16 protein-coding genes are annotated in these 14,391 nt (G+C 43.8%); 4 read left to right on the forward strand and 12 right to left on the reverse strand.

What is annotated here, in order from left to right:
• Positions 1-188: 188 nt before the first annotated feature.
• The gene (locus tag JK188_RS01045) at positions 189-1,565 is read left to right on the forward strand and encodes an FAD-dependent oxidoreductase (RefSeq protein ID WP_211887364.1); all 1,377 of its coding nucleotides are present in this window, start codon (positions 189-191) and stop codon (positions 1,563-1,565) included.
• 65 nt (positions 1,566-1,630) lie between these two features.
• On the opposite strand, the gene sspB is transcribed toward JK188_RS01045, so the two are convergent.
• The 5 genes from sspB to zapE all read right to left on the reverse strand — a co-directional run bounded on the left by sspB (position 1,631) and on the right by zapE (position 5,555).
• Positions 1,631-2,125, reverse strand: a complete 495-nt coding sequence (gene sspB, locus JK188_RS01050; protein WP_442959108.1) for a ClpXP protease specificity-enhancing factor — start codon at positions 2,123-2,125, stop codon at positions 1,631-1,633.
• A gap of 5 nt (positions 2,126-2,130) precedes the next feature.
• Entirely contained in the window at positions 2,131-2,772 is a 642-nt protein-coding gene (sspA, locus tag JK188_RS01055) for a stringent starvation protein SspA (protein ID WP_036956125.1), read from the reverse strand.
• A gap of 501 nt (positions 2,773-3,273) precedes the next feature.
• Complete coding sequence (rpsI, locus tag JK188_RS01060; protein WP_004258235.1) at positions 3,274-3,666, reverse strand: 30S ribosomal protein S9; 393 nt, start codon at positions 3,664-3,666, stop codon at positions 3,274-3,276.
• A 14-nt stretch (positions 3,667-3,680) separates the two neighbouring features.
• On the reverse strand, positions 3,681-4,109 hold the full coding sequence (rplM, locus tag JK188_RS01065; protein ID WP_006659112.1) for a 50S ribosomal protein L13: 429 nt from the start codon (positions 4,107-4,109) through the stop codon (positions 3,681-3,683).
• Between the two features lie 315 nt (positions 4,110-4,424).
• Positions 4,425-5,555 carry a cell division protein ZapE gene (zapE, locus tag JK188_RS01070; protein ID WP_211887363.1) on the reverse strand — a complete coding sequence of 377 codons (1,131 nt, stop codon included), beginning with the start codon at positions 5,553-5,555 and terminating at the stop codon, positions 4,425-4,427.
• Between the two features lie 249 nt (positions 5,556-5,804).
• Between zapE and zapG the strand changes: the two genes are divergently transcribed.
• The 3 genes from zapG to degS all read left to right on the forward strand — a co-directional run bounded on the left by zapG (position 5,805) and on the right by degS (position 9,115).
• Entirely contained in the window at positions 5,805-6,203 is a 399-nt protein-coding gene (gene zapG, locus JK188_RS01075) for a Z-ring associated protein ZapG (RefSeq protein WP_036956122.1), read from the forward strand.
• 321 nt (positions 6,204-6,524) lie between these two features.
• On the forward strand, positions 6,525-7,919 hold the full coding sequence (locus JK188_RS01080; protein WP_036956406.1) for a Do family serine endopeptidase: 1,395 nt from the start codon (positions 6,525-6,527) through the stop codon (positions 7,917-7,919).
• A gap of 131 nt (positions 7,920-8,050) precedes the next feature.
• Entirely contained in the window at positions 8,051-9,115 is a 1,065-nt protein-coding gene (gene degS / locus JK188_RS01085) for an outer membrane-stress sensor serine endopeptidase DegS (protein ID WP_211887362.1), read from the forward strand.
• Between the two features lie 126 nt (positions 9,116-9,241).
• On the opposite strand, the gene murA is transcribed toward degS, so the two are convergent.
• The 7 genes from murA to mlaF all read right to left on the reverse strand — a co-directional run bounded on the left by murA (position 9,242) and on the right by mlaF (position 14,049).
• Positions 9,242-10,504, reverse strand: a complete 1,263-nt coding sequence (murA, locus tag JK188_RS01090; protein WP_036956120.1) for a UDP-N-acetylglucosamine 1-carboxyvinyltransferase — start codon at positions 10,502-10,504, stop codon at positions 9,242-9,244.
• Positions 10,505-10,558: 54 nt separating this feature from the next.
• Positions 10,559-10,813: a BolA family iron metabolism protein IbaG gene (gene ibaG, locus JK188_RS01095; protein ID WP_036956119.1), complete on the reverse strand. Its 255-nt coding sequence runs from the start codon at positions 10,811-10,813 to the stop codon at positions 10,559-10,561.
• 137 nt (positions 10,814-10,950) lie between these two features.
• Positions 10,951-11,241, reverse strand: a complete 291-nt coding sequence (gene mlaB, locus JK188_RS01100; RefSeq protein ID WP_036956118.1) for a lipid asymmetry maintenance protein MlaB — start codon at positions 11,239-11,241, stop codon at positions 10,951-10,953.
• A gap of 1 nt (position 11,242) precedes the next feature.
• Positions 11,243-11,872: a phospholipid-binding protein MlaC gene (mlaC, locus tag JK188_RS01105; RefSeq protein ID WP_036956117.1), complete on the reverse strand. Its 630-nt coding sequence runs from the start codon at positions 11,870-11,872 to the stop codon at positions 11,243-11,245.
• A 35-nt stretch (positions 11,873-11,907) separates the two neighbouring features.
• Positions 11,908-12,453: an outer membrane lipid asymmetry maintenance protein MlaD gene (gene mlaD, locus JK188_RS01110; protein ID WP_154609981.1), complete on the reverse strand. Its 546-nt coding sequence runs from the start codon at positions 12,451-12,453 to the stop codon at positions 11,908-11,910.
• 3 nt (positions 12,454-12,456) lie between these two features.
• Complete coding sequence (gene mlaE, locus JK188_RS01115; protein WP_036956115.1) at positions 12,457-13,239, reverse strand: lipid asymmetry maintenance ABC transporter permease subunit MlaE; 783 nt, start codon at positions 13,237-13,239, stop codon at positions 12,457-12,459.
• Positions 13,240-13,245: 6 nt separating this feature from the next.
• Complete coding sequence (mlaF, locus tag JK188_RS01120; protein ID WP_006659099.1) at positions 13,246-14,049, reverse strand: phospholipid ABC transporter ATP-binding protein MlaF; 804 nt, start codon at positions 14,047-14,049, stop codon at positions 13,246-13,248.
• Positions 14,050-14,391 lie beyond the last annotated feature (342 nt).

Raw genomic sequence — 14,391 nt, forward strand, 5'->3', positions numbered from 1 at the left:
CAAACAGGGCTGTTTCGGATGGGGTTTCATACGAAATATCGATCCTGCTCATTAAATCGTCGGTCACAATGGGATATTCACCCGTGTATTAGTAACTTTATTACGATAATCACTATTTATATCAATGCTATCAAAGTAAACTTTAATTTATATCATTCCCGTAAAAGAATTTGGCTGGAAAGGTGCCTATGTCCTCTTCAAATATGGGTTCGCCCCGTCTTGAACCTCGTAAAAAAGCGCTGACGATCCGCAAAATTGAGTTTGTGGAAATTTACCAGCCAATCAGCAACATTGAAGCTCAGCATCAAGCCCAGCGTTGCTTGTCTTGCGGCAGCCCCTATTGTGAGTGGAAATGCCCACTCCATAACCCTATCCCAAATTGGTTAAAGCTGGCTGGAGAAGGTCGAATTCTTGAGGCTGCAGAGCTTTGTCATCACACCAACAGCTTGCCTGAAATTTGCGGTCGAATTTGCCCACAGGAACAATTGTGTGAAGCCGCCTGTGTCCTGAATGAAACTTTTGGTTCCGTCACGATTGGGCATTTGGAGCGCTATATTACCGATACTGCGTTTGAGCAAGGTTGGCGCCCTGACCTTTCCCATGTTAGGGATACAGGTAAGCGGGTCGCGATTATCGGCGCGGGTCCCGCAGGTCTTTCCTGTGCCGATGTACTGGCTCGTCACGGCGTTCAAGCAACGGTGTTTGATAAACATCCTGAAATCGGTGGGTTACTCACTTTTGGTATACCCGCATTTAAGTTAGAAAAGCAGATAATGCAGCACCGACGACGTATTTTTGAAGAAATGGGGATTATCTTTAAACTTAATACCGAGATTGGGCTACATATCCCGTTAGAAACGTTACTCAATGAGTTTGATGCGATTTTTATTGGAACCGGCACCCATCATCCCGTTTCAGGCAATCTCCCCAACGAAGACGCCATAGGCGTTTATCAAGCACTTCCTTATCTAGTGGGCAATGCACGTCACTTATTAGGCTATTCTGACGATCCCCGATATCCTTACGTGTCACTGGCAAATAAGAATGTAACCGTGTTGGGAGCAGGAGATACCGCGATGGATTGTGTCCGCAGCGCTATCCGCCAAGGCGCAAGCAAAGTCAGTTGTATCTACCGCCGAGGCGCTTCGGAAATACCTGCAACGCCGCGAGAAGTCTTGCACGCTCAAGAAGAAGGCGTACAGTTCCATTTTCACTTACAACCCATTGGGATTAACACCGATGCTGAGGGGCAAGTTATTGGTGTCCATTTCGCCAGCACATTATCGAATTCCACAAAATCGGAAGATATTACACACCCTGCTGATGTGGTCATTATTGCATTTGGTTTTGAATCTGATGATATGCCGTGGATTAGCGCACAAGCCATACAGCGCGATACGAACGGTAGAATAGTGGCACCTAGCCATCATCCTTATGCTTACCAGACTTCGCACTCTAAAATTTTTGCAGGGGGAGATGTGGTGCACGGTTCTGATTTGGTGGTAACAGCGATTGCCGAAGGGCGTGGAGCCGCAGAAGGGATAATGAGTTTTCTTCAGGTATAAAAAAAGAGGAATTTCTTCCTCTTTTTAGCATTTACTATATCAGTCTTAGCTGCCACGATTTGTGCTTATTTCACAACCCGTAACGCTGGACGACCTTTCGGTGGTCTTGGTGGTTCATCGTCTGGGGATGAAGGTTCTTCAGTTTGAGAGGCTTCATCATGAACCAATACGATGTTGTCAGACAGTGCTTCATCAGTCGTGTTGCCTTCCCCATCAAAGTGCTCATCATAAGCCGCTTCAGGTTCAAACATCATACCAGCGCCATTTTCACGTGCATATACCGCCATGATAGCCGCCATTGGAACATATACCTGACGAGGTACACCGCCGAATCGCGCATTAAACCGCACTTCTTCATTGGTAATTTCAAAGTTGCCCACTGCACGCGGGGCAACATTTAAAACAATTTGCCCATCACGCGCAAATTCCATTGGAACATTCACCATGGGAAGAGTGACATCAACCACCAAATGCGGAGTCATATCGTTATCCAGCAACCACTCATAGTGGGCGCGCAGCAGATAAGGGCGACGTGGTGTCATTGGTGCCATTTCCATCATCCGACTTAGCCTCGTGCTGACAGGCGCATTTCACGCTCTAATTCAGTTAATGATGCTAAAAATGCATCGCGCTCAAATACACGCTGCATGTACATCTGTAAATGTTTGCTGATTGCAGGCTTTAATTCGATACCTAAAACAGGTAAGCGCCATAATAGCGGTGCTAAATAGCAATCAACTAAGCTGAATTCATCACTCATAAAGAATGGCATTTCAGCCAGTACAGGTGAAACTGCAATCAGTTCTTCCGCTAATTGGCGACGAGCTGCATCTGCTTCTTGTGCTGTACCCTTCTCGATTTTAGCCATCAATGAGTACCAGTCTCTGCGAATACGATGCATCAGCTGACGGCTAGTACCACGAGCCACTGGGTAAACAGGCATTAACGGTGGATGAGGAAAACGCTCATCGAGGTATTCCATAATGATATCTGGATCATACAAAGTCAGGTCACGATCCACTAGCGTTGGAACACTTTGATATGGGTTAAGATCAATAAGGTCTTGAGGCATATGACCAGGTTCGACATGTTCAATCTCAACGCTAACACCTTTTTCAGCAAGCACAATACGTACTTGATGGCTAAAAATATCAGTTGGGCCTGAAAACAATGTCATTACCGAACGTTTATTAGGAGCAACAGCCATTAAAACCTCCAAATGATAAAAATAATGATCCTTAAATAAGGATTAATTCATTATTTTCATTTTTAAAATCCCATGTACTTAACCTTCAAGATCCATTTTGAAAGTCAGCACAACCCTCTCGCTTCATGAAAGCGAGAAATAATCAAATAAAAAACTGGGACATAGTCTAACAGATTTTGTACAGCTTAGGGGGCTAACCTAGAGAAAATCATCGGTTAATTTTATTAGAGAGGAATAAATTCATAAAAATCAGTGTTATTAGCCTTAAATTTTGAATAAACAAACATTAAAACCTTAAAGTTAACTCCATTCTTGATGGGTTATATTTTTACTGCATTTGAAATATGACACAAAAATAGAGTGGAATAATAAAATAATGTCTTCTGTCTGTCTTTATTTTAATTAAATAAGACTGGCTCAATATTTGATTTATTTTAGGCAATAAAAAACCCGCCATAAAGACGGGCTTTTTCATCAATTTTATGCCCAGAAGGCAATAAATTAACGTTTGGAGAACTGTGGACGACGACGTGCTTTACGCAGACCCACTTTCTTACGTTCAACAGAACGCGCATCACGGGTAACGAAACCAGCTTTACGCAGATCAGAACGAAGAGTCTCGTCATAAGCCATCAGTGCACGTGTAATACCGTGACGGATTGCGCCTGCCTGACCAGAGATACCACCACCTTTAACAGTGATGTACAGGTCCAGTTTTTCTAACATTTCAACCAGTTCTAACGGCTGACGAACTACCATGCGCGCAGTTTCGCGACCAAAGTATTGTTCCAGTGTACGTTGATTGATTGTGATGTTACCGCTACCCGGCTTAATAAAGACACGAGCAGATGAGCTTTTGCGGCGACCAGTGCCGTAGTATTGATTTTCAGCCATTGCTATAATCCCGATTAAATGTCAAGAACTTGCGGTTGTTGTGCCGCGTGGTTGTGCTCATTACCTGCGTAAACTTTCAGTTTACGGTACATTGCACGACCCAGAGGTCCTTTTGGCAACATGCCTTTAACCGCGATTTCAAGCACACGCTCAGGACTACGAGCAATCATCTCTTCGAAAGTTGCTTGCTTGATTCCACCAATATGGCCAGTGTGGCGATAGTAGATTTTGTCTTCGCGTTTTTTGCCGGTAACAGCAATTTTTTCTGCATTCAGAACGATGATGTAATCACCAGTATCCACGTGCGGAGTATATTCCGCTTTATGCTTACCGCGCAGACGGCTAGCAATTTCAGTTGCAAGACGGCCTAAAGTTTTGCCATCTGCATCAACAACATACCAGTCGCGTTTTACGGTCTCTGGTTTAGCTGTAAAAGTTTTCATTAAAACTTACCCAATATTGAAGTTACACGTTGTGTGAACACTCATGTTCGTAAAATATAGCGAGGTTCACGCGACTCATTGTCCAGCAAACCCACCCCTTCGAGCAGCCTAGCTGGCATTAATGCGTTATTTTTTGGGAAATAAAAAACAACGCCGTAACGTGGGGTCGCAAGATTATAGAGAAGTCAGCAACAAAAATCGACCCCAAATGCATTTTTTTTACGTTCAAATAAATAATTAGTGCCACCTATTCAAAAAGCACGCATAAATCCCGAGAGAAAATGGCGTCCTTGAGACCCATTTCCTCTTTGGCTTCTATGATAAATGCGGGATTTTCAAATATTCTTCACTTTGCATTTCTTGCAAGCGAGAAAGGCAGCGCTGATATTCAAACGCCAAAAGTTGCCCTTGATAAAGTGAATCCATCGGCACCTGTGCATTGATCATCAATTTTACCTTACGTTCATAGAATTCATCAATAAGCGCGAGAAAACGTCTGGCAGGATTTTCATCTTTCATCCCCATCACGGGAACGTCATAAAGCAATACCGTATGATAACAATTTGAGAGGTAGATATAGTCGTTTTGGCTGCGAGGCTCTTCACATAAAACCTTAAAGCTGATTGCCAATACTCCTTCCGCGGAGCGAATTGCCTGCATTTTCCTATGATTAACTTCTAATACCGGATTTTGCTGGCCTTCTTTACCTGCCAGTTTTACAAACACCTCATCTAAATGATGGCGATTTTGTTCGTTTATTGGCGATAAAAATAGATGCGCTTGAGTCAGCGTACGCAAGCGATAGTCAATCCCCGCATCCACATTCATTACGTCACAATATTTTTTTATCTGTTCGATGGCTGGCAAAAAGCGAGCGCGTTGCAAACCGTTGCGATAAAGGTTGTCAGGGATGATATTGGATGTCGCGACTAACGTGATGCCTCGCGCAAAGAGCCCTTCTAATAAGGTTCCTAAAATCATCGCATCGGTAATGTCCGAGACAAAAAACTCATCGAAACACAAAACATCCGTCTGTTTTTTAAATTCATCAGCAATAATGTCGAGCGGATTTTCCTGTCCTTGTAGCGCCATTAAGTCTTCCTGCACTTTCTTCATAAAGCGATGAAAGTGTAAACGCAATTTGCGTTCTCCCGGTAAACTGTCGTAGAACATGTCCATCAACCATGTTTTACCGCGACCTACGCCCCCCCACATATATAACCCCTGAACTGGCTCACAGGTTTTTGTGGATGATTTCCCTAACAAGCGCCCAAAGCGCTGTTTTAGACCGTTTGGTTTTTCATTTGGGAAGCAAGGCGTAGCGCTGCAAAGTTGCTGATAAATCTTGTCTAATCGCTCTACGGCTTGTTTTTGTACGTCATCCGGCTGGTAATTGCCTTGCTCAAGAGCTTGTTGGTAACGCATGGTAGGGGTCATCGGTGACATCAACTCAGTGATCCTTAAAATTTTCGGTTTTTTTTACCGTTATATGATATACACTGCCTTTATTATAACCAGATTCTGTTAGCATTTAACTTTCGATTAACTATTCGGCATAGAGTAAGGAATTTCGCTTTATTATTCCACTCTTTAGCATTAACAGATTTGCTATTAGCAGGTATAGTTAGGGTAATCGAGCTAAATTTTGGCGACCATTTTCTGTGAATTTTGATTGAAGTAAACGAAGGAGTTAGCATGACTTGGGAGTATGCACTAATAGGATTAGTTGTTGGCTTTATCATCGGCGCATTGGTTGTGCGTTATGGCAATCCAAAACTTCGTCAACAAAAAACAGCACAAGCTGAATTAGACAAAAAAAGCACTGAGTTGGAAGAGTATCGTAAAGAACTCGTTAGCCATTTTGCTCGCAGCGCAGAGTTATTGGATAAAATGGCACGCGACTATCGCCAACTGTATCAACATATGGCGCAAAGCTCTTCCGAGTTAATGCCGGATATGCAAGATAACCCATTCCATTATCGTTTAACTGAATCTGAAGCCGATAATGACCAAGCACCGGTTAAAATGCCACCGAGAGATTACTCTGAAGGTGCTTCAGGGCTGTTCCGCCCTCTCGATGAAAAAGAGAAGTAATTTTTGATTATGCCACCAGTAGCGCCCGTTACTGGTGGTGTTATTTCCCTCACTGTATCATTCCAATTCCGAATAAAATCTTATAGTTAGTTTAGCTACTGTATAGAAGTTAGCGTTTCACCTAAACATCATGTAAATGGATGTAAAATTGTGGATAAGTACTATCCGCATAGGGAACTTTTCCGCATAATCCGTGGTCATAGTCATCAGTAAAATATTATTTGAGACCCCAAAATACCTCCGCCCATATGACCTTAGTGTACCGTTTATAGGTACCATTCATATGAGCTGATATTTTCTATTGAGAGAATCTACGGAATGATGAAAAGAAAAAATTTCTTTCTGACAGCAGTCGCAATGAGTTTAGGTTTAACCCTGTCCACGATCCCAGCAATCAGCAGCGCCGCTTTACCGGCCACATTACCGGCAACCGCACAAAGCCAAAACATGCCGAGTTTAGCGCCTATGCTGGAAAAAGTGCTGCCTGCCGTCGTGAATATCCATGTTTCAGGCACCCGTGTACAAAATCAACAGATTCCTGAAGAACTGAAATTCTTCTTTGGTCCAAATGCACCTTCACAACAACAAAGCGTGCGCCCATTTGAAGGTTTAGGTTCTGGTGTCATCATCGATGCGACACAAGGTTATGTTTTAACCAATAATCACGTTATTGATGGTGCCGACAAAATCCAAATTCAGCTCAATGACGGTCGTGAAATTGACGTTAAACTGATTGGTAAAGATCCACAAACTGACATTGCACTGTTAAAAATCAGCAATGCAAAAGATATCAAAAACCTCACCGCGGTTTCTATTGCGGACTCCGATAAACTGCGTGTTGGTGATTTTGCCGTCGCTGTTGGTAACCCATTCGGTTTAGGACAAACTGCCACATCCGGGATTATCTCTGCGTTAGGTCGTAGTGGATTAAATCTGGAAGGCTTAGAAAACTTTATCCAGACCGATGCCTCAATCAACCGTGGTAACTCTGGTGGTGCACTGGTTAACTTAAACGGTGAGCTGATTGGGATTAACACTGCAATTTTAGCACCGGGTGGCGGAAATATTGGCATCGGCTTTGCTATCCCGAGCAACATGGCGAAAAGCCTGAGTGAGCAGCTGATTAAACACGGTGAAGTTAAACGCGGAATTTTAGGTATTAAAGGTACAGAGATGAACTCTGATATCGCTAAAGCCTTCAATATCGATGCTCAGCGTGGCGCTTTCGTCAGTGAAGTGATTCCAAAATCATCAGCGGCAAAAGCAGGCATTAAATCGGGTGACGTTTTAGTCTCCGTTGATGGTAAACGTATCAATAGCTTCGCTGAATTAAGAGCAAAAATTGGTACCAGCCAGTTAGGCAAAGAAATCACCCTTGGTCTGATCCGTTCAGGCAAACCAATGGAAGTGAAAGTGGTACTAGAAAGCGATGAAGGTTCAGCGACCAACGCGGAAAAACTGAGTGAATCCTTATTAGGCGCCACCATTTCCAATGCGGTTGTCAGCAATACCAAAGGGGTACAAGTTGACAGCGTAGCACCTAAGTCTCCGGCCGCAGCAGTTGGTTTAGCGAAAGGCGACCTTATCTTTGGCGTGAATGACACTCGCGTAGAAAGTATCGACCAATTCCGCAAAATCATCGATAGCAAACCGCCAGTATTAGCGATGAAAGTGCTGCGTGGTGGTGAAACGCTCTACTTATTAATGAAAAACTAATTCATTAAGTTACCGCACATAAATCAATAAAACGGGTACAGTATCACTCTGCTGTACCCGTTTTTTTATGTTATGCTCAAAGCATTTCTCTGTCTGTCATTTCCACCATAGCGAACTTGGTAACCTTTAACATGGTCAAAAAGCTGCTTGTGTCTGTCCTGCTTGGATTGGTCACTGCCTCAATCATTATTGTGGCTGTCCCCTCATTACGCCCACAGGGACTGGCTGATTTACTGTATGGGAAAACCAATAGCGAGCCTGTAAGCTATAACAAAGCCGTACGCCGTGCCGCGCCTGCGGTGGTGTATGTCTATAGCAGTTCTAAGGGGAGTTTTTCCCAATCTGGCCGGGAATTACAATCTCTTGGATCAGGGGTGATATTAAGTGCTAATGGTTACATAGTGACCAACAAACATGTGGTAGATAACCCTGACCAAATCCTTGTCGCTCTACAAGACGGTGCCATTTTCGATGCGTTCTTAGTCGGCTCAGACCCCCTCACCGACCTCGCAGTCTTAAAGATAGACGCTGAAAATCTCCCAGTTATCCCCATTAATACCAAGCGCATCACCCATGTTGGGGATGTGGTTCTGGCGATTGGAAACCCTTATAACCTCGGGCAAACAGTCACCCAAGGGATCATAAGCGCGACAGGACGAGTCGGTTTAAGCTCCACCCGCCGCCAAAATTTCCTGCAAACCGATGCCTCGATTAACTCGGGTAACTCCGGTGGCGCCCTTATCAACACGGAAGGGGAATTGGTTGGCATAAATACCCTTTCATTCAGCGCAGGGCAAGGAGTCAGTTCCGAAGGATTGAGTTTTGCTATTCCAACCGCCCTAGCAACCAAAATCATGGAAAAACTGATCCGTGATGGTCGTGTCGTGCGAGGCTACATCGGCATTACGGCTCGTGAATTACCGCAAATTCGCACAAATACAAATAATATCAACCAAATTCAAGGGTTAAGGGTTTTCCAAGTTTCAGCCAATGGACCTGCTGCAAAATCAGGCATTGAGCAAGGGGATGTTATTTTATCCTTAGATGGAAAACCTGCCGTTTCTGCCGCAGAAACCATGGATTATGTCGCCGAAATTCGCCCCGGAACAAAAATTCCCGTTCAGATTTTACGTGATGGTAATGTGCAAAACATCGATATCGTGATTGAAGAACTTCCTGAAGGGCAAGCAAACTAACCCCTCAATTCTGCCCAGTCAAATCTTTCACCCAAAATAAGCCCAAAAAAAAGGTTGTTCCGATAAAGAACAACCTTTTTTGTTTCTGCAATCTTGTTTTTGCAATGATATCAACGCAATCTGGGATTAGTCTTCAGATTTAACGCGTTGAATATTAGCGCCTAACGCATTTAATTTCGCTTCAATATTTTCATATCCACGATCGATATGATAGATACGGTCAACTGTCGTTGTTCCACCCGCGATACAACCTGCAATCACTAAACTTGCTGACGCACGTAAATCTGTTGCCATCACTTGCGCCCCCGTGAGCTTTTCAACGCCATGACACACAACGGTATTACTTTCGATATCCGCGTGTGCACCCATACGAATTAACTCAGGAATATGCATAAAACGGTTTTCGAAAATGGTTTCGGTGATAACACCGGTACCTTCAGCCACCAAGTTTAATAGGCTAAATTGCGCTTGCATATCAGTAGGGAAACCAGGATGTGGAGCTGTACGCAATGTAACCGCTTTTGGACGTTTACCATGCATGTCTAGGCTAATCCAATCTTCACCCGTTTGAACATCAGCCCCAGCTTCACGTAATTTCGCCAGCACCGCATCCAGAGTGTCTGGACGTGCATTACGGCAAACTACTTTACCGCGAGAAACCGCTGCAGCAATTAAGAATGTACCTGTTTCAATACGATCTGGCAGAACGCGATACACACCACCACCTAAACGAGCCACACCTTCAATGACAATACGGTCAGTTCCTGCACCAGTGATTTTCGCACCTAATGCATTTAAGAAATTAGCAGTATCTTCAATTTCAGGCTCACGAGCGGCGTTCTCGATGGAAGTGGTTCCTTCAGCAAGCGCAGCAGCTGTCATGATGCTGATAGTGGCACCCACGCTCACTTTGTCCATCACGATGTCAGCGCCTTTCAGGCGACCATTCACCGTTGCCTTAACATAACCATCTTCAAGGACAATATTGGCACCTAACTTCTCTAACCCGCTAATATGTAAATCCACTGGACGAGCGCCAATGGCACAACCACCCGGTAGAGAAACTTCACCATGGCCAAAGCGTGCAACCAGCGGCGCTAATGCCCAAATAGAGGCACGCATGGTTTTTACTAGATCATACGGCGCACAATATTCAGTCACATTGCTAGCATCAACAAAAATCGAACCATTACGCTCGATTTTGACGCCAAGTTGGCTCAGTAACTTAATTGTGGTGTCGATGTCTTTCAGCTTAGGGACATTCTGTAATTCAACTGGCTCTTCAGCCAGTAAAGCAGCGAACAGGATTGGCAGTGCGGCGTTTTTAGCGCCTGAAATAGAGACTTCCCCTTCTAAGCGGGTTGGTCCTTTAACTAAAAATTTATCCATTCTGGTATTCTCGTGTGTCAGATTTTTACAAACTGTTCGCTTACATTTTCAAACTTATAGGCCGCTCAGCTTACGATCACGCTCCCACTGCGCTGGGGTATAAGCTTTGATTGAAAGCGCATGAATTCGATTGTCCGCAATATATTCCATTAACGGCGCATAGACTGCTTGCTGCTGTTTAACACGGCTCATGCCGTCAAAAAGGCTGCCAACAGCGATAACTTGAAAATGACTGCCATCGCCATTCACTATCACTTCATCCAGTGACAGCTTTTCCATTAAGACTTGTTTAATTTCGTTGGTATCCATAATGACTCAATTTTGTAATTAATTATGATAATAAATATAGCCATCTATCCTAAAGGATTCAGCTTAACACTTAAACTAAAGAAAACGCTTCTGGTGTATAAAAACACTCAGAAGCGCTATTTTTTACATAACTTGACTTAATCCATCAGCAGGGATTTTACCCCGTACAATTCCATCAAGGTATTCAAATTATCACTCACACCAACAATACCTAAATGGCTTTGTTGGGACTGATACTCACCTTTTAAGCGTACTAGCATTGCCAGTCCGGTAGAATCCACATGAGTTAAAGCAGAAACATCAACTTGCTCAACTTGGGTCAATAGTGTTTGGCGCTTGTCCCAAAATTCAACCAGAGAATCGCGATTTAAAATACCGGAAAAAGCCAATGTTTTGTTATTTTTCGTCCAAGATAACAGACTACTCATCTTAATTGTTCTCTTCTAACGTAATCGGCACCTGAGCACTACGTTGTAATTGAGCAGTCAATCCATCAATACCTTGCTTACGCAGAATATCACCCCACTCATTTTGCTTGGTGGTAATCATACTCACGCCTTCTGCAATCATGTCATACGCCTGCCAGTAACCTGTTTTACTGTTTTTACGCCATTGGAAATCCAAACGTACTGGAGGGCGACCATTAGTATCATTGATGGTCACACGGATAGCGACAATATTTTTGTCGCCAATCGGCTGCTCAGGAGCGATGGTGTACGTCTGACCGTGATACATTGCCAGTGCTTGACCGTAAACTTGCTCAAGATAAGACTCAAATGCTTTAAAATACGCATCGCGCTGCGCTGGGGTAGCATCTTTATAATAAGTCCCTAATACCAACGCGCCCGCATATTTAATTTGCACATATGGCAGTAACTCTTCACGCACGATGGTACGTAAGTAATCTGGGTTTTGTTTGATTTGAGGCTGCTGTGCTTTTAAGCGATCGAAAGTTTTCGCTGCGGCTTCTTCCATAAGCTTATAAGGATTAGTTTGGTCAATCGCCATCGCAAATGGCGCAACCACTAACATAGCTATCATTATTAAACGTTTAAACATAATTCATTCCTTTTAAGTTCACAGGGAATTACAACTTAGTGAGCAACAGGCTCTGACGGTGCCGCAACATGAGCCTCTGGCGCAGATGCTGGCGCAGCTGCAGAACCTTGGCTATCACCACTCTTATACAAGAATTGACCAATTAAATCTTCCAGTACCATTGCCGGTTTGGTGTCTTCTAAACGACTGCCATCTTTTAACATCGCAATCCCCATATCTTCATCATAAGGACCGATATTCATGGCGATATACTGTTCACCAAGCAGGCCTGAAGTACGAATTGATAGCGAGCTGGAATCAGGAATATTGTCATATTCGCTGAGTAAATCGATTTGAACGTCGGGAATATAGTTCTTTTTATCTAAAGAAATATTCGCAACCCGTCCCACGACAACGCCACCGACTTTGATTGGAGAGCCGACTTTTAAGCCACCCACGTTTTCAAAAGAGGCGGAAACTCGGTAAGTTGACTGACTACCAATCGATTGTAAATCCGCCACTTTTAAGCAGAGGAACACAATTGCGGCGATCGCCAGCAACATAAAACAACCCACCCATATTTCACTTTTTTTACTTTGCATGACTTAGTTCCCAAACATCAGTGCTGTCAGTACGAAATCTAACCCTAGAACCGATAATGATGCATGCACAACAGTTTTCGTCGTTGCACGGCTAATTCCTTCCGAGGTTGGAATCGCATCATAACCATTAAATAGTGCAATCCACGTTACCGTGATTGCAAAGACTAAACTCTTGATAAAACAGTTCACTAAATCCAATCGCCACTCGACGGAAGATTGCATGGATGACCAGAAGAAGCCCGGGTCAATCCCTTTCCAATCCACACCAACAATGGCACCACCGATAATACCGACGGCAACAAAGATCAGCGATAACAGCGGCATGCTAATGAATCCAGCCCAAAATCTTGGGGCAACAACACGGCGCAGAGGATCCACCGCCATCATTTCTAAACTTGAAATCTGCTCAGTGGCTTTCATCAAACCAATTTCTGCGGTTAATGCCGAACCAGCTCGTCCCGCAAACAACAGCGCAGTGACCACAGGCCCCAGTTCGCGCAATAGTGAGAGCGCAACCATCATGCCAAGGCTCGCTTCTGCACTGAACGTCGTCAGTACCAAATAACCTTGTAAGCCGAGCACCATCCCGATAAACAGACCGGACACCGCCACAATGAGTAGAGACTGAACCCCTACCGAATAAAGCTGTTTAACTAACAGCGGCCACTGCTTGCCAAACTCAGGTTTGCCAAATAGTGCACCAAATAATAAATAGCCTGCTCGACCAAAAGCCGCAAATGTTTCAATCCATCGACGTCCGAAGGCAGCAATCGCCTTAATTATCATGTTCATTTACCCTAATAAATCAGCCGAATAGTCATTGGCAGGAAAGCGGAATGGCACAGGGCCATCAGCGATACCGTCCATAAACTGTCTGACGCGCGGATCTTGGTTTTCACGTAATTCTTCCCCAGTTCCTTTCGCAATAACATGCTGCTGCGCCACAATATACGCTTTATCGGCAATACTTAGCACTTCAGGAACATCATGGGAAACCACCACGCAAGTAACGCCTAACGCTTGGTTGAGTTCATCAATCAGTTTGACCAAAACCCCCATCGTAATTGGGTCTTGCCCTACAAACGGCTCATCAAACATAATCAGGTCAGGATCCAGAGCGATAGCTCTTGCCAGCGCCGCACGGCGTGCCATTCCCCCTGAAAGTTCTGATGGCATTAATTTAGCGGCTCCGCGTAACCCCACCGCCTCTAATTTCATCATCACCGTCGTATGAATCAATGATTCCGGTAAATTAGTGTGCTCACGCAAAGGGAAAGCCACGTTATTGAAAACGTCCATATCGGTAAACAAGGCACCGGATTGGAATAACATGCTCATTTTTTTACGCGATTGGTATAACTTAGAACGAGACAGCGCAGGAATATTATCGCCATCAAACCAGATTTCACCTTCCTCTGGGCGCAGTTGTCCGCCAATCAGTCTGAGCAATGTGGTTTTACCAATCCCTGAAGGCCCCATAATCGCAGTAATTTTACCACGAGGCACAGTTAGGTTAATATTTTCGAATATTTTCCTATTGCCCCGCGTAAATGACATGTTTTTGACTTCGATTAAGTTCTCTGTCTGTGCTTGCATCGTTTAATAGCTCGTTATAGGTCAAACTATGATTCTGCCTAAATAAATTCAGGGTTTTACAGAAACATAAACCAAATAGTATTAACTAATATTTTACCTAATTAATAGAAGATAGCTCTTAGAAATTTATATATCCAACCATAAGGGTAAGAGAATTAAAAAAATTTTTTTTGGGCATCGGTGCGGTTAATCCCTAAAAGGCTCTTTTGAGCTCAAATCGCTAATAAAGACTCATAACCATGACATTCATAAAAGCTTAGAGACAAAATACTTACTGATACTAAGTATTCGTTATACAATCCGATTTCTCTTTTTTGATCTAACCGAAACTTTGGATCCAAC

This window comes from Providencia sp. JGM181 (assembly GCF_018257375.1).
Taxonomy (GTDB): Bacteria; Pseudomonadota; Gammaproteobacteria; order Enterobacterales; family Enterobacteriaceae; genus Providencia; species Providencia lanzhouensis.

Coding starts and splice junctions, on each gene's coding strand:
- rpsI (WP_004258235.1), bottom strand. CDS start 3,666: ATGGCTGAAAATCAATACTACGGCACTGGTCGCCGCAAAAGCTCATCT.
- zapE (WP_211887363.1), bottom strand. CDS start 5,555: ATGTCACCGATGACCCCTACCATGCGTTACCAACAAGCTCTTGAGCAA.
- mlaB (WP_036956118.1), bottom strand. CDS start 11,241: ATGAGTAGTCTGTTATCTTGGACGAAAAATAACAAAACATTGGCTTTT.
- mlaE (WP_036956115.1), bottom strand. CDS start 13,239: ATGATAATTAAGGCGATTGCTGCCTTCGGACGTCGATGGATTGAAACA.
- mlaF (WP_006659099.1), bottom strand. CDS start 14,049: ATGCAAGCACAGACAGAGAACTTAATCGAAGTCAAAAACATGTCATTT.
- degS (WP_211887362.1), top strand. CDS start 8,051: ATGGTCAAAAAGCTGCTTGTGTCTGTCCTGCTTGGATTGGTCACTGCC.
- JK188_RS01045 (WP_211887364.1), top strand. CDS start 189: ATGTCCTCTTCAAATATGGGTTCGCCCCGTCTTGAACCTCGTAAAAAA.
- rplM (WP_006659112.1), bottom strand. CDS start 4,109: ATGAAAACTTTTACAGCTAAACCAGAGACCGTAAAACGCGACTGGTAT.
- mlaC (WP_036956117.1), bottom strand. CDS start 11,872: ATGTTTAAACGTTTAATAATGATAGCTATGTTAGTGGTTGCGCCATTT.
- zapG (WP_036956122.1), top strand. CDS start 5,805: ATGACTTGGGAGTATGCACTAATAGGATTAGTTGTTGGCTTTATCATC.
- murA (WP_036956120.1), bottom strand. CDS start 10,504: ATGGATAAATTTTTAGTTAAAGGACCAACCCGCTTAGAAGGGGAAGTC.
- JK188_RS01080 (WP_036956406.1), top strand. CDS start 6,525: ATGAAAAGAAAAAATTTCTTTCTGACAGCAGTCGCAATGAGTTTAGGT.
- sspA (WP_036956125.1), bottom strand. CDS start 2,772: ATGGCTGTTGCTCCTAATAAACGTTCGGTAATGACATTGTTTTCAGGC.
- mlaD (WP_154609981.1), bottom strand. CDS start 12,453: ATGCAAAGTAAAAAAAGTGAAATATGGGTGGGTTGTTTTATGTTGCTG.
- sspB (WP_442959108.1), bottom strand. CDS start 2,125: ATGATGGAAATGGCACCAATGACACCACGTCGCCCTTATCTGCTGCGC.
- ibaG (WP_036956119.1), bottom strand. CDS start 10,813: ATGGATACCAACGAAATTAAACAAGTCTTAATGGAAAAGCTGTCACTG.